We start from the raw sequence: 17,857 nt of genomic DNA on the forward strand, positions 1-17,857 counted from the left end.
GGTCTGGAGAAGGATCAGGAAGGAAGGTGGTTGGCGATGTGGGCGACGGCGTCGTGCGGCGCCAGCGTCAGCCGCTCGCCGGTGGCGCGGCGCTTGAGCTCGACCGTGCCCTGCGCCAGGCCGCGGCGGCCGACGATCAGCTGCCACGGCAGGCCGAGCAGGTCCATGCGCGCGAACTTCACCCCGGGGCGCTCGTCGGTGTCGTCGTGCAGCGCGTCCAGGCCCATCGCTTCCAGCGAGTCCTGCACGCCGGCGCAGACCGCGTCGATCTGCGCATCGCCCGGGTCGAGGTCGACGATGCCGACGTTGAACGGCGCCACCGCGTCGGGCCATACGATGCCGGCGGCGTCGTGCCCGGCCTCGATGATCGCGCCGAGCAACCGCGACACGCCGATGCCGTAGGAGCCGCCGTGGACGGGCTTGTCGCCGCCGTCGGCGCCGGTCACCAGCGCCTTCATCGGCGCCGAGTACTTGGTGCCGAAGTAGAACACTTGGCCGACTTCGATGCCGCGGGTCTGCAGGCGGCGTTCGGCCGGCACTTCGCGCTCGAAGCGCTCGAAGTCGTGCACGTCCTCGGTGGCGGCGTACGGCGCGGTCCATTGCTGGACGATCGGGTCGAGGTCGCCGTCGTAATCGACGCCGGCGCCCGGGATCGGCAGGTCGAGCACGGCCTGGTCGCAGTACACCGCCGATTCGCCGGTCTGCGCCAGCACCAGGAACTCGTGCGAGAGATCGCCGCCGATGGGGCCGGTCTCGGCGCGCATCGGGATCGCGCGGATGCCCATGCGGGCGAAGGTGCGCAGGTAGGCGACGAACATGCGCTGGTAGGAGCGGCGCGCGGCGGCTTCGTCGATGTCGAACGAGTACGCGTCCTTCATCAGGAACTCGCGCCCGCGCATCACCCCGAAGCGCGGGCGCTGTTCGTCGCGGAACTTCCACTGCACGTGGTAGAGGTTCATCGGCAGCGCGCGATAGCTCTTGACGTTGGCGCGGAAGATCGCGGTGACCATGTCCTCGTTGGTGGGCCCGTACAGCAGCTCGCGCTCGTGGCGGTCGCGGATGCGCAGCATTTCCGGGCCGTAGGCGTCGTAGCGGCCGCTTTCGCGCCACAGGTCGGCCAGCTGCAGGGTCGGCATCAGCAGTTCCAGCGCGCCGGCGCGGTTCATTTCCTCGCGCACGATGGCTTCGATCTTGCGCAATGTGCGCAGGCCGGCCGGCAGCCACGAGTAGATGCCGGCGGCTTCCTGGCGGATCAGGCCGGCGCGCAGCATCAGGCGGTGCGAGGCGATCTGCGCCTCGGCGGGGTTTTCCTTCAGGGTGGGCAGCAGATAACGCGACAGACGCATGGCGGTGGCACTCCGAACGCCCGGCCGGAAAGGCGGCCGGATTTCCTGGCAAACGATCCTTCGAGGAAGCAGGCCCGGGGAGTCCTCGGCCGCGGCGTTCGCCTGCAATGCGGCGCACGCGCGACCCAGCGGATCCCCTGTCCCCTCGCGAAGAGCGGACGCGTCAGGACATCACGGTCGCGGATGCGCCTGGATGCCGGCCAGTTCGTCCAGGCCGAAGGCCAGGTTGAGGTTCTGCAGCGCCTGGGTCGCCGCGCCCTTGAGCAGGTTGTCGAGCGTCGACACCACCACGACCCGGCGGCCGTCTTCGGACAGCACGAAGCCGCCGACATCGACATGGTGCTTGCCGGCGATGTCGCTGACCCACGGCGCCGCGTCGGTCACGTCGACCAGCGGCTCGCCGTCGTAGTGGCGGTGATAGTGCTCGACCAGTTCCTCGCGGTCGAAGCGGCGTTCCAGGTGCAGGTTCGAGGTGACGGTGAGGCCGCGGAAATGCGGCGCCACGTGCGGCATGAACTCGACCGGATGGCCGAGGTGGCGGGTCACTTCGCGCTCGTGCAGGTGGCCGGTCAGCGCGTACGGCATCAGGTTGTCGCGCAGCTTTTCGGGATCGTTCTTGTCCGAGGGCGTGGTGCCCGCGCCGGAGTAACCGGACACGCCGAAGCACTGCACCGGCCCTTCCAGCACGTTGAGCAAGGGCGCGATCGCCAGTTGCATGGCGCTGGCGTAGCAGCCGGGATTGCTGATCCGGCGCTGGCCGTGGAAGCCGGCGCGGGTCAGTTCGGGCAGGCCGTAGTACCAGCGGTCGTCGAAGCGGTAGTCGGCCGACAGGTCGATGATCACCGGGTCGACGCCGGCCGCGTCGAACGCGGCCAAGCAATCGGCGGCCTTGCCGTTGGGCAGCGCCAGCACCACCGCGTCGGCACCCAGGCCGGGCAGTTCTTCGTGGCTCGGCGAGCTGTAGCGCAACTCGGGGTTCTTGGCCGCGTATTCGGGAATATGGTCGGCGAGTTTCTGGCCGGCCAGTTCGCGCGAGGACACGAAGGCCAGCTCGAACTGCGGGTGCGCGGCGATCAGCCGGACCAGGTCGGCGCCGACGTGTCCGCGCGCGCCTACGATGCCTATCGACTTAGCCATGGGCCGCTCCCGCCGCGTGTTGGTCCAGCTTGTAGTGCAGGCTGCGCTTCACCGCCGGCCACTCCGTATCGATGATCGAGAACGCGACCGTGTCGCGCGGGCTGCCGTCGGCGTGGCGGCGGTGGTTGCGCAGCACGCCGTCCTGCTTGGCGCCCAGGCGCGCGATCGCGGTGCGCGAGGCCAGGTTGAACCAGCTGGTTTCGAAGCCTACCGCAATGCAGCCCAGGGTTTCGAACGCGTATCCCAGCAACAGCAGCTTGGCTTGCGTGTTCAGGCCGGTGCGCTGTACCCGCGGGGCGTAGAAGGTGTAGCCGATCTGGACGCGCGGCACCGCCGCGTCCATGTCGTAGTAGCGGGTGCTGCCGACCACCTCGCCGCGCGCGTCGCGCACGGCGAAGGCCCAGGCGCTGCCGCGCTGCTGCATCGCCAGCGCGGCCTCGATGTAGCCGTCCACGCCCTCGGGCGCCGGCACGTTGGTGTACCAGGCCTTGGCCAGTTCGCCGCCGGCCAGGGCCGCGCGCAGGCCGTCGGCGTGGGCGCAGTCCAGCGGCTCCAGCGTCACGTGTTCGCCGCTCAGGCGCGGCTGCAGGCTCCAGGCTTCGTTGCCGGGCATCTCAGTCCTCCAGCGTCGGCGTGCGCCGGGCCGCGTATCCGACGCAGGCGGCGATCTCGTCGAAGCCGTCCATGCCGTACCAGAACACCTTCCACTTCTCCTGCTTCAGGCAGCCGTCGGACTCGGAGTAATAGAACGGATTGACCGCGTTGCCGTGGCGCGAACGCCAGAACACGCTCGGATTCTGCTCGCGCATCACCTGCCACACCGCGCGGCCGAGGCCCTCGCCCTGGGCGTCGTCCAATACCGCGAATTTATCCAGATACGTGCGGCCCTCGGCTTCGATCAACACGATGGCGGCGCGGTAGTTCTCGCTGACGTAGGCCTGCTTGAGCCGGGTGTCGTCGAAGTAGCCGTCGACCAGCTTGCGGCCGAAGGCCGAGTCGATCAGTTCGCGCAGGCGCGCCAGGTCCAGGTCTTCCCAACGCGAGGCCTGCAGCACGCGTTCGCCGCGCCGCACCAGGGTGCCCGAGCCCTTGTGGGTGAACAGTTCCTTGGCCAGTTCCGAGGGCTTGGTGATCGACACCGACGAGGTCAGCGGCAGCTTGTCCAGCAGGTCCTTGATCTGTTCGATCTTGACCTTCATGCCGCCGTTGATCCACGGCTGTTCGATCAGGTGCTCGTACTCGGTCGACAGGTTGATCGAGTCGATCAGCCGGCCCCTGTCGTCGAGCAGGCCGCCGGTGCCGGTCAGGAACACGATCTTGTACGGCTGCAGCACCTGCACCAGTTCGTTGGCGGCGAAGTCGGCGTTGATGTTGAGGATCTGCCCGCCCGGGGTTTCGCCGAGGCTGGCGATGACCGGGATCGAACCGGCCTGCAGGCTGGCTTCGATCGGCGCGAGGTTGACCTTCTGCACTTCGCCGACCAGGCCGTAGGTGTCGCGGTCGAGGAACTGCGCTTCGAACACGCCGGAGATGATCGACGTCGCGCGGCCGTCGCCGGACTGCAAGGCTTCGACCAGCTTGAGGTTCTGCGACTGGAACACCCGGCGCACGATCGCCAGCGCTTCGGGCGAAGTCACCCGCAGGCCGCCGACGGTCTGCTTGACGATGCCGGCGGCCGACAGCTCTTCGTCCAGCTGCGGGCCGGCGCCGTGGATGACGATCGGGGTCAGGCCCACGTCCTGCAGGAACGCCAGCGACGAGGTCAGCGCGGCGAGGTCGTCGCGCAGCACCGCGCCGCCGACCTTGACCACGGCGAAGCGCTTGGAATCGAGCTGGGAAAAGCGCTTGAGGTACTGCGAGATTTCCTTGGCCGAGGCCATGCTCGACAGCAGCCGCACGATGGTCTGGCGGGTCTGCAGGTGGTTGTCCATGGAGACGCTCATTGCGCCTTGCTCCCGATGATGCGCGCCACGCTGTGCGCGTAGCGTTCGAGTTGGTCCAGCGCGACCCATTCGTCGGCGGTGTGGGCCTGGGCGATGTCGCCGGGGCCGTAGACGATGGCGGTCAGGCCGCCGGCCGAGAACAGCGAGGCCTCGGTCCAGAAGTCCACCGCGTTGCCGATCGGCAGGTTCAGCGCATCGGCCAGGTCGCGCGCTTCCAGGCGCCTGTTCTCGGCGTCGGCGACGTCGCCGCCCGGCAGCGGCGGGCCGCGGAAGGTTTCTTCGTAGCGCTCGATGATGCCGGGGTCGCTGAGCGTGCCGAACAGCTCGTGCAGGCCGTCGATGGACTGCGACGGCAGCGGGCGGAAGCCGAAGCGCAGCTCGGCGCTGGGCGCGATCATGTTGGCCTTGATCCCGCCTTCGATGCGGCCGATGTTGAAGCGCAGCCCGGTCAGCCCGCCGAAACGCTGGTGCGACTGCGCCTCGACGTAATCCAGCGCCTTGCCGCCCCAGCGCACCGCCTGGTGCAGCGCGCTGGCCTGCATGGCGTTGGCGCCGGAGGCATGCCCGGCGACGCCGCGGAAGCGCAGCAGCACCGAGCTGATGCCGCGATGCGCCAGCACCGCCTCGCACATCGTCGGCTCGGCAACGATGGCTTCGGCGAAGCCGTGCTGGGTGGCGAGGAAGCCGGCGATGCAGCGCGCGTCGTTGGCTTCTTCGTCGGTCGAGAACAGGAACGCGGCATCGCCGTCGGCGACCGCGGCCGCGGCCAGCAAGCACGCCGCGGCGCCCTTGATGTCGCACGCGCCCAGGCCGATGGCGCGGTCTTCGGTCACCCGCAGCGCATGCGGGTCCGCGCTCCAGGCTTCCGACGAGGGCACCGTGTCCAGGTGCACGTTGAACAGCCGGCGCGGATTACCGCGCACCGCCAGCATCGACACCGCGCCGGCGCCGAAGTCGGTCACTTCGATGCGGAAGCCGGGCAGCTGGCTGCGCAGGTAATCGAAGATGCCGCCGGTGCCGATCTCGCGCGGCGGATTGCGGGTGTCGTAGGAGACCAGGGCCTGCAGGTGGTTTAGGACGTCGGGGAGCATGGTCGGCAGGTAGTTGGAGTCGGTGGGGTCGGGGGCGTCACCACAACGGCTTCGCTTCTATCCCTCTCCCGCTTGCGGGAGAGGGGCTTAACGCGGGCGTCAGGCCTTGCGGTTGATTTCCGCCCACAGCGTGCTGCTCATGCCGAACAGCTTGATGAAGCCCTCGGCCTCGGCCACGCCCCAGTCGGCCGCCTGCGCGTAGGTCGCGCCCTTGGCGTTGAGGATGTGCCTGGACTCGATGGCCACCGCGTTGACGACGCCGCCGTTGGTTTCCAGGGTCACCTCGCCGTTGACCGTGCCCTGCGAGCTGGCCAGGAAGGCCTCCAGGTCGGTCTTGAGCGGATCGTGGTAGAAGCCTTCGTACACCAGCTCGACCCACTTGCGCGCCACGTCCGGCTTGAAGCGGTTCTGCTGCTTGCTCAGCACCGCTTCTTCCAGCGCGCGGTGCGCGGTCAGCAGCGCGGTCAGGCCCGGCGCTTCGAAGATGATCCGGCCCTTGAGGCCGATGGTGGTGTCGCCGGTGTACAGCCCGCGCCCCACCCCGTACTGCGCGAACAGCGCGTTGAGCTTGGCCAGCAGCGTGTGGCCCGCGATCTTCTCGCCGTTCAGCGCCACCGCCTCGCCGTTCTCGAAGCTCAGCTTGACCTGCAGCGCTTGCGCCGGCCACTCGGCGCGCGGCTTGCACCAGCCGACCGCGCCCTCGCCCGGCGCCTGCCAACGGTCGATCTCGCCGCCGGACATGGTCAGGCCGAGCAGGTTCTCGTTGATGGTGTAGGCCTTCTGCTTGGCGCGCACGCCGAAGCCGCGCTCTTCCAGATACTTCTGCTCGTAGGCGCGGACTTCGGTGTGCTCCTTCTGGATTTCGCGGATCGGCGCGACGATCTCGTAGTCGCCGAGCGCCTTCACCGCCAGGTCGAAGCGCACCTGGTCGTTGCCCATGCCGGTGCAGCCGTGCGCGATCGCCTTGGTGCCCAGTTCGGCGGCGCGCTGCAGCGCGGCCTCGACGATCAGGTAGCGGTCGGACACCAGCAGCGGATACTGGCCCTGGTAGCCCTCGCCGGCCCACACGAACGGCTTGACGAAGCCCGACCAGATCGCCGGGCCGCCGTCGACGGTGACGTGGCTGGCCACGCCCAGCTCGGCCGCGCGCTGCTCGATGAAGGCGCGCTCCTCGTCGTCGACGCCGCCGGTGTCGGCGAACACGGTGTGCACGGCCCAGCCGCGCTCCTGCAGGTAGGGCACGCAGAAGCTGGTGTCGAGGCCGCCGGAGAAGGCGAGGACGATGTCTTTGCTCATGTTCGGAAAGTCTCTGCTCTGTTTGGCTCCCTCCCCCGCATGCGGGAGAGGGCTGGGGTGGGGGCAAACGGAAGGGATGACGGTTGCGGAGCCAAGGCAAAATTCGCCCTCGCCCCAACCCTCTCCCGCCGGCGGGAGAGGGAGCGAAGCGGGTTACTGGCCGATCAGCGCGGCCATGATCGCCTTCTGCACGTGCAGGCGGTTCTCGGCCTCTTCGATCGCGATGCAGTTCGGCGAATCCATCACGCCATCGGTGGCCTTGACGTTGCGGCGCAGCGGCAGGCAGTGGCTGAAGACGCCGTTGTCGGTCAGCGCCATCTTGGCTTCGTCGACGATGAAGTGCTTGTACTGCTCGCGGATCGGCTTTTCCGGGCCCCAGTTGCCGAAGTACGGCAGCGCGCCCCAGCTCTTGGCGTAGACCACGTCGGCGTCCTTGTAGGCGCTGTCGATGTCGTGGCTGACCTTGAGCGAGCCGCCGCTCTCGGCGACGTTCTGCTCGGCCCAGCCCATGTAGCGCTCGTCGAGCACGTATTCCGGGGTCGGGCACAGCAGGGTCACGTCCATGCCCAGGCGGGTGGCGATGGTCAGCGCCGAGTTCGCCACCGCGGTGTTGAGCGGCTTGGGGTGGTAGGTCCAGGTCAGCACGTACTTCTTGCCGCGCAGGTCGGTGGTGCCGAAGCGCTCCTGCAGGGCCAGCGCATGGGCGAGCTCCTGGCAGGGATGGGTGATGGTCTCCATGTTGATCACCGGCACCGGCGAGTACTTGGCGAACGCCTTCAGCACCACGTCCTCGCGGTCGTAGGCCCAGTCGACGAACTTCGGGAACGCGCGCACGCCGATCAGATCGACGTAGCGGCCCAGCACCCGCGCCACTTCGGCGATGTGTTCCTCGGTGTCGCCGTCCATCACCGTGCCCAGGTCGAACTCGATCGGCCACGCGTCCTTGCCCGGCTGCAACACGACGGCGTGGCCGCCGAGCTGGAACGCGCCCAGCTCGAAGCTGGTGCGGGTGCGCATGGACGGGTTGAAGAACACCAGCGCGATGGACTTTCCTTTCAGCTGATCGCCGAGCTTGTTGCGCTTGAACGCGGCGGCCTGCGCCAGCAGCGCGTCGAGGTCGGGGCGCGACCAGTCCTGGGTGTTGAGGAAGTGCTTCATCGTCGTTCGGCGGTCCGTTAGCAGTGGAGCGAGGGAATGAGGGCAGCCCAGCGAATGGCTGAAACCGAAAACAAAAAAGCCCAGCGCTAGGCTGGGCTTTTCGTGTGTGCAACTTGTTACACGAACGACGGCGCGATCCGTCACCCAGCGGATTGGCAGGGCAACGGTCGGCGCGCGCGCGAGGTCATGCCCGCCGCCATGTAGGCGGAGGTCAGGATGTCGGCGTCGGCGTAGTTCGGGTTCATGAGGCCGCGAATGCTCGCATGCGCCGGCCGCGGGCGCAAGCCGCGCCGGCCGCAAATGCGAACCCCGCCAAGCGGCGGGGCGGACGGACTGCGCGGGACTCGGGGCGCCGGGGTTTCAGCGCGAGGTGCTGATCGGCGCCACCACCGGGGTGACCGCGACCCGGACCTTGAGTTTGTTGCCCGGGTCCTCGGGCAAGCGCGATCGGAATCGCGCGCCTTTGTAGACGTAGTCCACGTCGTAGGCGATCGGCCGGCGGAACTCGCGCTCCACCGGCACCGGGCGGCAGTTCTCGCCGGTGCTGGGCTTGGGGTCGCGTTCGCGGCCCAGGGCCTCGCGCACCGTGCCCAGCACCCGCTGCAGGCGCGAATCGCTCTTGTCGCCGGCCTCCGGGTCGCACTGCTGCTCGACCGTGGTCGCGCGCAGGGTCTGGTAGACCGGAGTCACCCGCAGCACCTGGGCGTAGTCGAAGCGCACGTTCTCGGCCTGCAGCACGGTGGTGTGCTGCTGCGCCGGCGAGGGCTGCGCCCACAGGACCGCCACGGCGCCGGACAGCGCCAGGATCGGGACCTGCAGGAAAAGTCGGCTCATCGGGCTCGCGCGGAGGGATTCGTGAATAAAGTGTAAGAGCAGTCTGCCGGGATGGCCTGAATCCCGCCTTTAGGCCCCGCCCCGCCGGTGCCCCGGCCGGCTCGGCCGCCCCCCGCGCCGCGCGCGGCGGGCCCGATCCGCGCGGCCGCCGGGCTGGCGCGGCGCGACCCGGCCGGCGCCGGCCCGTGCCGCGGCCAGGAAATGTTGGCCCTGCCGGCCCGCGCAGTGCGTGCGGCCGCTAGAATGAACCCGAACCCAAGCCATCCGTCCATGAGCCTGCATCTCTACAACAGCCTGTCGCGACAGGTCGAAGCCTTCGTCCCGCTGGATCCGGCTCGCCCGACCATGTATGTCTGCGGCCCCACGGTCTACAACTACGCCCACATCGGCAACGCCCGCGGGCCGGTGGTGTTCGACGTGCTGGCCGGCCTGCTGCGCCGCCGCTACGGCGCGCTGGCCTACGCCCGCAACATCACCGACGTGGACGACAAGATCAACGCCGCCGCGGCCGAGCAGAAGGTGCCGATCTCGGTCATCACCGAGCGCTTCGCCGCGGTCTACCGCCAGGACATGGGCGCGCTGGGCGTGCGCCTGCCGGACATCGAGCCGGCCGCGACCGCGCATATCGGCGAAATCGTGACCATGATCGAGGGCTTGGTCGCCAGCGGCCACGCCTACGAGGCGCAAGGCCACGTGCTGTTCTCGATCGAGAGCCACTCCGGCTACGGCAAGCTCTCGCGCCGCGACATCGACGACATGCGCGCCGGCGCGCGCATCGAGGTCGCCCCGTACAAGCGCGATGCCGGCGACTTCGTGCTGTGGAAGCCCTCCACCGGCGACCTGCCGGGCTGGGACTCGCCGTGGGGCCGCGGCCGCCCGGGCTGGCACATCGAATGCTCGGCGATGGCCGCCGCCCACCTGGGCGAGACCATCGACATCCACGCCGGCGGCAACGACCTGATGTTCCCGCACCACGAGAACGAGATCGCGCAGAGCGAATGCGCGCACGGCGGCAAGACCTTCGCGCGGTTCTGGCTGCACAACGGCATGCTCACCTTCGACGGCGAGAAGATGGCCAAGTCGCGCGGCAACATCGAGACCGTGCACGACCTGCTGGCCAAGCATCCGGCCGAGGCGTTGCGCTACGCGCTGCTGTCGGCGCACTACCGCCAGCCGCTGGACTGGTCGCCCAAGCTGATCGAGCAGTGCGCGCGCACCCTGGACCGGCTGTACGGCACGCTGCGCGAACTGGCCGATATCGACGCCGGCGAGATCGCCATTCCGGCCCAGATCGAGGCCGCGCTCGACGACGACCTGGGCACGCCGCAGGCGCTGGCCGAAATCGCGCGGATCGCCGCCGAAGCGCGCAAGGCCGCCGACCCCGCCGACAAGGCCCGGCTCAAGCGCGAGCTGCTCGGCGCCGGCCTGGCCCTGGGGCTGCTGCAACAGGATCCGGCGGCCTGGTTCGCCGGCGCCGCCGGCGACCAGGACGACGAGCGCATCCAGGCCCTGGTCGAGGAGCGCACCGCGGCCAAGCAGGCGCGCGATTTCGCCCGTGCCGATGCGATCCGCCAGCAACTCGCCGAGGAGAACATCCTGCTCGAGGACACGCCGCAGGGCGTGCGCTGGGTGCGCAAGCGCCCGGAACCTCAGAAAACCGAGGCGGCCGACTCCTGAGCCGGCCGCCGCACGACCGCGCCCCCGCGCCGGCAGCGCCGCGCGCCGGGGTGTCGCGGTCGCCGCGGCGCACTGCCCCGCGCCCGCGTGCGATGCGGCGCGCGCCGGCGGTTTTGCGAAACCGGGCCGTGTGCCCGTTCGCCACGATCCGGCCCCGTCCGGCCCTTGTCCCGCCCGACCCGCGCCGCCACCTAACCAACCGATGAACGCCCCCGCCCTCCCCGCTTCGCCGTTCCCGCTGGAACCCACCGCCGCCGAGGCCCAGGCCGCGATCCGCGACGAGTTCGCCTTCTTCGGCGACTGGTCCGAGCGCTACCAGTACCTGATCGACCTCGGCCGCAAGCTGCCAGACCTGCCGGAGGCCTGCAAGACCGAGGACCACCGCCTGCTGGGCTGCCAGTCGATGGTCTGGATCGCGGTCGACGGCGACGCCGCCAGGCTCGACTTCCACGCGATCAGCGACTCGGCCATCGTCTCGGGCCTGATCTACCTGGCGCTGCGCGTGTACTCGGGCCGCAGCGCGGCCGAGATCGTCGCCACCTCGGCCGACTACATCGCCGACATCGGCCTGGCCAAGCACCTCTCGCCGACCCGCAGCAACGGCCTGGCCGCGCTGCTGGCCTACATCCGCGAACAGGCGCAGCGGCGGCTGTGAGTTCCCAGGCCGCCCGCGCCGACGCGTCCGGATCCGACAACGGATCCGATCCGAACGGCGACGCGGGCGGGCCGATCACCGCCTCGCAGCTGCTGCGCAACCCCGGCTTCGCCGGCCTGCTGGTCTATCGCCTGCTGGCGATGCTGTCGTACCAGATCGTCGCGGTGACGGTCGGCTGGCACGTCTACGAACTCACCCGCGACCCGCTCGCGCTGGGCATGATCGGCCTTACCGAGGTCATTCCCTACTTCTGCTTCGCCCTGTTCGCCGGCTACGCGGTCGACCACCTGCCGCGGCGCAAGCTCGGCATGTTCGCCTGCCTGGGCCTGCTGGTGACCACGCTGATGCTGGCCGGCGTCGCCAGCGACACCTTGCCGGCCGGCGCGTTCGGCATCGGCACCTTCACCATCTTCGCCGCCATCGCCATCAACGGCGTGGTCCGCGCGTTCCTGTCGCCGGTGTACATGTCGCTGTTCGCGCGCGTGCTCAAGCGCGAGCACTTCGCCCGCGGCGCCGGCGTGAGCAGCGTGGTGATGCAGACCGGCCTGGTGATGGGGCCGGCGCTGGGCGGCGTGCTGGTCGCCTGGGGCGGCAAGACCTCGGCCTACCTGGTCGCGGCGGCGTTCGCCCTGGCCGCCGCGATCGCCATCATCACCCTGCGGGTGACCGAGCCGCCGCCGCCGGCCGAGCGCGCGCCGGTGTTCCAAAGCATCGGCGAAGGCCTGCGCTTCGTGTTCAACAACCAGGTCGTGCTCGGCGCGCAGGCGCTGGACATGTTCTCGGTGCTGTTCGGCGGCGCGGTGGCGCTGCTGCCGGCCTTCATCCACGACGTGCTGCATTACGGCCCCGAGGCGCTGGGCGTGCTGCGCGCGGCGCCGGCGGCCGGCGCGGTGATGATGGGCCTGTGGCTGGCGCGGCATCCGCCGCAGAAGCACGCCGGGCGCCTGCTGCTGTGGGCGGTGGCCGGTTTCGGCCTGTGCATCGTCGGCTTCGCCCTGTCGCGCGAGTTCTGGCTGTCGGCGCTGATGCTGATGCTGTCGGGCATGTGCGACGGCGTGTCGGTGGTGCTGCGCTCGACCATCCTGCAGCTGTCCACGCCCGACGAGATGCGCGGGCGGGTGTCGTCGATCAACGGCATCTTCATCGGCTCGTCGAACGAGCTGGGCGCGTTCGAATCCGGGCTGGCGGCCAAGCTGATGGGCCTGGTGCCGTCGGTGATCTTCGGCGGCTGCATGACCCTGGCCGTGGTCGGCGCGACCGCGAAGCTGGCGCCGAAGCTGCGCCGGCTGGATCTGCGCGACCTGCAGTAAGCCCTCTGCCGAGGCCGGCGCTCAGCGCCGCGGGTCGCGCCGGTTCTCGCGCGCATCGTTGGCCGCGGCAGCCGGCGCCTTGCGCAGCGCGGCCACGACCGCGCCCACCAGCGCCGCCACGCCGTTGGCCAGGGCCACGATGACGGCGACCAGCACGTCGCCGTAACCCTCGACATAGTTCGTATCGACGTCCTGGCTGGCCAGGTTCCAGGCGACCACGCCGAACAACGGCGAGCCGATCACCAGGTTCAGCGCGAACATCGCCACCGCGGCGTAGCGCAGGTAGGCGCGCGACCAGTACAACAGCAACGCGTTCCAGCCCAGCGCCAGCATCAAGCCAAAGATTACGACAGCCTCTTCCATGTGCGGATCCTCCGGGCGATCCCGGCATCCTAGCCGCATTCGCCGCGCCGCGCGGCGCGCCTCAGCCGCGCTGCGCCCACTGCGCGTACAGGCCGTCCTCCGCGTCCGGCCGCAGTTGCCGCAGCGGCAGGCGCTGCAGCGCCGGCGGCAGCGCCATCTGCGCGTAGACGGCGGCGGTGGACAGGCCGAACGGCTCGCCGTCCTCGTTCGAATAGGCGTAGTACGCGGCCTCGATCCCGGCCAGATGCATCGCCGCCAGGCACATCGGGCAGGGATGGCCGCTGGCGTAGATCGTGCAGCTCTCCAGCCGGGTCAGGCCGAGCGCGTGCGCGGCCTCGCGGATCGCCAGCAACTCGGCGTGCGCGGTCGGGTCGCCGGTGTCGAGGATGCGGTTGACCGCGCGCGCGAGCACGCGCCCGTCGCGCACCAGCACCGCGCCGAACGGGCGGCCGCCGGCGGCGGCGTTGGCGCGCGCCAGGGCCAGGGCTTCGCGCATGAACGCCAGGTGGCGGGGATCGTCGGACTGCAGGGCGTCGGCGTTCATGGCAGGGCTCCGGGAAGCGAAGGCGATAGCGTGCCTGCGGCGCGTCGGCCCGGCGTGGACCGATCCTGGCGGTTGGCGCGCGCCGCCGCTGTGCGGCGATGCGCGGATTGCGCCGGCGTTGTGGATCGTGAATGCGAGAAAACCGCGGCCGCCGGCGGCGCGCGCCGCGGCGCGGCGGCTGCGCCCGGGCAGACGCCGCGCGAACCCGCGCCGCGCCGCCACCGCACCGGCCGAGCGCGCCGGCGCATCCCGAATGTGCCCGCAACGTGCCGCCCTAAGCCGCATCCGTCCAGACCGTACCCGCCCAAAAACGAAAAACCCGGCCTGGGCCGGGCTTTCGTCGCAGGCGCGGACAGGCGGGTTCAGTCGCCCATCTGCTTCTGCATGTGCTCCCAACGCTCTTGCGCGTCGATGGTGCGCTCGGCGGTGAGACGCGCTTCCAGGCGGTCCAGGCCGATGTCTTCGCCGGTATCGACGCAGAAACCGTAGTCGCCCGAATCCACCCGCTTGAGCGTGCTGTCGATCTTGCTGATCAGCTTGCGGTAGCGGTCGCGGGTGCGCAGTTCCAGCGAGTTCTCGGTCTCGCGGGTGGCGCGCTCGGCCTCGTCGCCGACGTCGCGCACTTCGTCCTTGAGGTTCTCGATGGTCTGCTTGGACTCCTCGACCAGATCCGCGCGCCATTGCAGCAGACGCTGGCGGAAATACTCGAGTTGCAGCGGATTCATGTACTCCTCGTCCGCGGTCGGCTTGTAGCCTTCCGGCACGATCGGACGGCCGGTGGTGGGATCGTTCTTGTACGGAACGACCTTGACCTTGGTTTTCGGCGTGGGCGAAGCCGGCGCCTTGGTGGTCACCGCCACGGCGACCTTGCCGGCCGGACGGTTGCTGGATGCTGTCTGGGTCACTGTGTTCTTGCTTTTGTCGGAGATGATGCTGTCGGCCTGCTTCGTTGCGGACGCCGGGGCGGCCGGCGAAACAGACTGCGGTGGGGTTTTGGCTGCGCCGTGCGCAGGTTTCGTCTTGTCAGCTTGCGGCAATTTCGCTTCAACTTTTTTAAGGCCGGCCTTGGCGACTGCGGTTTCCTTGACCGGCGCCTCCTTTGCCGGTCCCGCCTTGGGCGTTTTGGCGCCCGCGCCCTTGGCCGGCGCGGACTTGGCCGGCGGATCCTTGACCGGCACCTGCGGCTTGGCCGCCGCGACCTTCTTGACCGCGGCGGGCGCCGCGGCCGGCTTCTTCGCCTCCGGCTTGGCCGGCGCGGGCTTGGCCGCGGCCTTCTTGGCCGGCGCCGGAGCCGCCTTCTTCGCGACCGGCTTGGCCGCGACCGTCTTCTTCGCCGCCGTCGCCGGCGCCTTGGCCGCCGTCTTCTTCGCCGCGACCTTGGCGGGCGCCTTGGCCGCCGTCTTCGGCGCCGGCTTGGCCGCCTTCTTCGCGGCCGGCTTCACGGCCTTGCTGGCGGCCTTGGCGGCCTTCTTCGCAGGTTTTTTCACTGCCACGACAGGCTTGTCCTTCTATTCCCTGAGGGCGCCGACGGACGCGGTCCGGCGGCATCGCGGGCCAAGCATGACCCACCCGGCCATCAAATGCACATGCGCTCGATGACCGCAAGTGAAATCCGGCGCACAGCCGGTTTTCGCCCGGCCCGGACGGCACGGCTGTTGCGTTTCGCGCCGCGGCGGACCTTCGTGTTGCACTTGCCTTGTTTTGGGGAAAGCGCGCTGTTATACCCTGCCCGGGCACCCTCGGCAACCGCATCGCGCGGGCTCCGCCGGTGGCCGATCGCGGGGGTAAAATGCGTCCCTGCGCGGGCTTTCGCCATGCTGCGTCCCCGCACCGTCACTACCGTTGCCGGCATTAAGGAAACGTGATCGCCCGCCTTCTCCTCGTCCTGCTGCGCGGCTACAAACGCTGGATCAGCCCCCTGCTCGGCCAGCGCTGCCGCTTCCACCCGAGCTGTTCGTCGTATTCGATGACGGCGATCGCGCACTACGGCGCGCTCAAGGGCAGCTGGCTCACCGCCAAACGGCTGGCGCGCTGCCACCCGCTGCATCCCGGCGGCTACGACCCGGTGCCCGGCACCGAGGACGCCGCCGACTCCCCCGCCCCCGACCCTGGACACTGCTCATGCCATCGACCCTGATCGTCAACGCCCGCCTGGTCAACGAAGGACGCGAGTACGACGGCGACCTGCGCATCGACGGCGAGCGCATCGCCGAAATCGGCGCGGGCCTGTCGGCGCGCGCCGGCGAGACCGTGATCGACGCGCACGGCCGCCGCCTGTTGCCGGGCATGATCGACGACCAGGTCCACTTCCGCGAACCGGGCATGGAATACAAGGCCGACATGGCGACCGAGTCGGCCGCGGCGGTGGCCGGCGGGCTGACCACGTTCATGGACATGCCCAACACCAGCCCGCCGACCCTGGACGCGGCCGCGCTGGAAGACAAGTACCGCCGCGCCGCCGGCCGCGCCTGGGGCAACTTCGGCTTCTATCTGGGCGCGAGCAACGACAACCTCGCCGCGATCCAGTCGCTGGACCCGCGCAGCGCGCCGGGGGTGAAGGTGTTCATGGGCGCGTCCACCGGCAACATGCTGGTCGACGATCCGGTCACCCTGGACGCGATCTTCCGCGACGTGCCCACGCCGATCATCACCCACTGCGAAGACACGCCGATGATCGACGCCGAACTCGCCCGCTACAAGGCGAAGTACGGCGACGACATCCCGGCGCGCTTCCACCCCGACATCCGCTCGCGCGAGGCGTGCAAGAAGTCGACCGAGCTGGCGATCTCGCTGGCGCGCAAGCACAACACCCGCCTGCACGTGCTGCACATCAGCACCGCCGACGAACTGGCGCTGTTCCAGCCCGGCCCGATCGAAGGCAAGCGCATCACCGCCGAGACCTGCATCCACTTCCTGCGCTTCGACCGCGACGATTACGAAGCGCTCGGCCACCTGATCAAGTGCAACCCGGCGATCAAGGACCCGGCCGACCGCGAGGCGCTGATCCGCGCGGTCGCCAACGACGTGATCGACGTGCTCGCCACCGACCACGCGCCGCATACGCTGGAAGAAAAGGCGCGCCCTTACACCTCCGCGCCGAGCGGCCTGCCGCTGGTGCAGTTCGCGCTCAACGCGGCGCTGGAACTGGTCCACGAAGGCCGGCTCAGCACCGCGCAGGTGGTCGACAAGTTCGCCCACGCGCCGGCCAAGCTGTTCGACGTCGAGCACCGCGGCTTCCTGCGCGAAGGCTATTTCGCCGACCTGGTGCTGATCGACGACACGCCCTACACGGTGGCGCGCGAGGACGTGCTGTCCAAGTGCGGCTGGTCGCCGTTCGAGGGCCGCACCTTCCGCAGCCGCATCGCCTCGACCTGGGTCAACGGGCAGGTCGCGTGGGACGGCGTGTCGCTGGTCGGCGCGCCGAACGGGCAGCGCCTGGCGTTCGCCCGATGAGGGTTGCGCTGCGCGCGGCCGCGCTCGCGACCGCGATGCTGGCGCCGGCCGCGTCGGCGCAGGTGATCGCTTCCGGCACCATCCCCGACGCCGCCGCCGAAGCCGCGCCCGTCGCCGCGGCGGCGAGCGCCGATGCGCGCACGGTGTTTCCCGCCTCGGTGCCGCAGGGCGCGATGGTGATCGGCAAGGTCCCGCCCGGCAGCGTGGTGCGCTACGGCGGCCGGCAGCTGCGGGTCACCGCGTACGGCAGCGTCGTGTTCGGCGTCGGCCGCGACGCCAGCGGCACGCTCAGCATCGAGGTGCAGCCGCCCGGCGGCGCGCCGCAGCGCGCGGGCATCGCGGTGACGCCGCGCGACTTTCCGACCGAATACATCAACGGCGTGCCGCCGAAGACGGTCAACCCGCCGCCGGAGATCGCCGCGCGGATCGAGCGCGAACAGGCCCAGGTGACCGCTGCGCGCGCGCGCGACGACGAACGCCCCGACTTCGCCCAGCCGTTCCAGTGGCCGGTGCAGGGCCGCATCAGCGGCCGCTTCGGCAACCAACGGGTCTACAACGGCAAGAAGGGCTCCGGCCATTCGGGCATGGACATCGCCGCGCCGACCGGCACGCCGGTCAAGGCGCCGGCCGCCGGCGTGATCACCTTCGCCGCGCCGGACCTGTACCTGACCGGCGGCACCGTGCTGCTCGACCACGGCCACGGCGTCAGCTCGACCTTCCTGCACCTGTCGCGGATCGACGCCAAGGTCGGCGACCGCATCGCCCAGGGCCAGGTCATCGGCGCGGTCGGCGCGACCGGCCGCGCGACCGGGCCGCACCTGCATTGGGGCATGAACTGGTTCGACGTGCGCATCGATCCGCTGCTGGTGCTGGAGCGGGCGAAGGCCGCGCCGTAAGCGGCGTGCGCCGCAGGCGCTGAGCCGGCTGCGGGCGGCGTTCGTCGCGGTTGCGTTGGCGCGGTCGCGGCTTGCGCCGCTCCTACAACTGGATCGCCAGCGTCGGGCTCGCCCTGTAGGAGCGGCGCGAGCCGCGACTGCGGGGTGGCAGGTC

General features: G+C 70.1%; 17 protein-coding genes. 6 read left to right on the forward strand and 11 right to left on the reverse strand.

What is annotated here, in order from left to right:
* Positions 1-14 precede the first annotated feature (14 nt).
* The 8 genes from proS to BLV01_RS15780 form a co-directional block, all read right to left on the reverse strand.
* The gene (gene proS, locus BLV01_RS15745) at positions 15-1,346 is read right to left on the reverse strand and encodes a proline--tRNA ligase (RefSeq protein WP_091801619.1); all 1,332 of its coding nucleotides are present in this window, start codon (positions 1,344-1,346) and stop codon (positions 15-17) included.
* Positions 1,347-1,517: 171 nt separating this feature from the next.
* Positions 1,518-2,483 carry an N-acetyl-gamma-glutamyl-phosphate reductase gene (gene argC / locus BLV01_RS15750; RefSeq protein WP_091801622.1) on the reverse strand — a complete coding sequence of 322 codons (966 nt, stop codon included), beginning with the start codon at positions 2,481-2,483 and terminating at the stop codon, positions 1,518-1,520.
* Entirely contained in the window at positions 2,476-3,096 is a 621-nt protein-coding gene (locus BLV01_RS15755; RefSeq protein ID WP_091801625.1) for a GNAT family N-acetyltransferase, read from the reverse strand. The genes argC and BLV01_RS15755 overlap by 8 nt, the downstream gene beginning before the upstream one ends.
* Position 3,097: 1 nt before the next feature.
* Complete coding sequence (locus BLV01_RS15760) at positions 3,098-4,414, reverse strand: acetylglutamate kinase (RefSeq protein WP_091801629.1); 1,317 nt, start codon at positions 4,412-4,414, stop codon at positions 3,098-3,100.
* A gap of 8 nt (positions 4,415-4,422) precedes the next feature.
* On the reverse strand, positions 4,423-5,517 hold the full coding sequence (locus tag BLV01_RS15765) for an acetylornithine deacetylase (protein ID WP_091801632.1): 1,095 nt from the start codon (positions 5,515-5,517) through the stop codon (positions 4,423-4,425).
* A gap of 99 nt (positions 5,518-5,616) precedes the next feature.
* Entirely contained in the window at positions 5,617-6,813 is a 1,197-nt protein-coding gene (locus BLV01_RS15770) for an argininosuccinate synthase (RefSeq protein ID WP_091801635.1), read from the reverse strand.
* Between the two features lie 153 nt (positions 6,814-6,966).
* A complete protein-coding gene (locus BLV01_RS15775) occupies positions 6,967-7,971 on the reverse strand; it encodes an N-acetylornithine carbamoyltransferase (RefSeq protein ID WP_091801638.1) in 1,005 nt (334 codons plus the stop codon).
* Positions 7,972-8,331: 360 nt separating this feature from the next.
* Positions 8,332-8,805 (reverse strand): hypothetical protein, encoded by a 474-nt coding sequence (locus tag BLV01_RS15780; RefSeq protein WP_091801641.1) that lies wholly within the window; start codon positions 8,803-8,805, stop codon positions 8,332-8,334.
* Between the two features lie 270 nt (positions 8,806-9,075).
* Here BLV01_RS15780 and cysS point away from each other — a divergent pair, with 270 nt between their 5' ends.
* The 3 genes from cysS (at position 9,076) to BLV01_RS15795 (ending at position 12,447) form a co-directional block, all read left to right on the forward strand.
* The gene (gene cysS, locus BLV01_RS15785; RefSeq protein ID WP_091801643.1) at positions 9,076-10,482 is read left to right on the forward strand and encodes a cysteine--tRNA ligase; all 1,407 of its coding nucleotides are present in this window, start codon (positions 9,076-9,078) and stop codon (positions 10,480-10,482) included.
* A gap of 202 nt (positions 10,483-10,684) precedes the next feature.
* Positions 10,685-11,137, forward strand: a complete 453-nt coding sequence (locus BLV01_RS15790; RefSeq protein WP_091801646.1) for a SufE family protein — start codon at positions 10,685-10,687, stop codon at positions 11,135-11,137.
* A gap of 74 nt (positions 11,138-11,211) precedes the next feature.
* Complete coding sequence (locus BLV01_RS15795; protein ID WP_091801767.1) at positions 11,212-12,447, forward strand: MFS transporter; 1,236 nt, start codon at positions 11,212-11,214, stop codon at positions 12,445-12,447.
* 21 nt (positions 12,448-12,468) lie between these two features.
* On the opposite strand, the gene BLV01_RS15800 is transcribed toward BLV01_RS15795, so the two are convergent.
* The 3 genes from BLV01_RS15800 to dksA all read right to left on the reverse strand — a co-directional run bounded on the left by BLV01_RS15800 (position 12,469) and on the right by dksA (position 14,847).
* Positions 12,469-12,810 carry a hypothetical protein gene (locus tag BLV01_RS15800; RefSeq protein WP_139178761.1) on the reverse strand — a complete coding sequence of 114 codons (342 nt, stop codon included), beginning with the start codon at positions 12,808-12,810 and terminating at the stop codon, positions 12,469-12,471.
* Between the two features lie 61 nt (positions 12,811-12,871).
* Entirely contained in the window at positions 12,872-13,354 is a 483-nt protein-coding gene (locus BLV01_RS15805; protein ID WP_091801652.1) for a nucleoside deaminase, read from the reverse strand.
* 362 nt (positions 13,355-13,716) lie between these two features.
* Positions 13,717-14,847: an RNA polymerase-binding protein DksA gene (gene dksA, locus BLV01_RS15810; protein ID WP_091801655.1), complete on the reverse strand. Its 1,131-nt coding sequence runs from the start codon at positions 14,845-14,847 to the stop codon at positions 13,717-13,719.
* A 368-nt stretch (positions 14,848-15,215) separates the two neighbouring features.
* Between dksA and yidD the strand changes: the two genes are divergently transcribed.
* From yidD to BLV01_RS15825, 3 genes are read left to right on the forward strand one after another with little or no spacing between them, the layout of a single operon-like run.
* Positions 15,216-15,491: a membrane protein insertion efficiency factor YidD gene (gene yidD / locus BLV01_RS15815; RefSeq protein ID WP_091801657.1), complete on the forward strand. Its 276-nt coding sequence runs from the start codon at positions 15,216-15,218 to the stop codon at positions 15,489-15,491.
* A complete protein-coding gene (locus BLV01_RS15820; protein ID WP_091801660.1) occupies positions 15,476-16,807 on the forward strand; it encodes a dihydroorotase in 1,332 nt (443 codons plus the stop codon). The genes yidD and BLV01_RS15820 overlap by 16 nt, the downstream gene beginning before the upstream one ends.
* Positions 16,804-17,703 carry a M23 family metallopeptidase gene (locus tag BLV01_RS15825; RefSeq protein ID WP_091801663.1) on the forward strand — a complete coding sequence of 300 codons (900 nt, stop codon included), beginning with the start codon at positions 16,804-16,806 and terminating at the stop codon, positions 17,701-17,703. Before BLV01_RS15820 ends, BLV01_RS15825 begins: the two co-directional genes overlap by 4 nt.
* Positions 17,704-17,857 lie beyond the last annotated feature (154 nt).

Source organism: Lysobacter sp. yr284 (assembly GCF_900107375.1).
Taxonomy (GTDB): domain Bacteria; phylum Pseudomonadota; class Gammaproteobacteria; order Xanthomonadales; family Xanthomonadaceae; genus Lysobacter.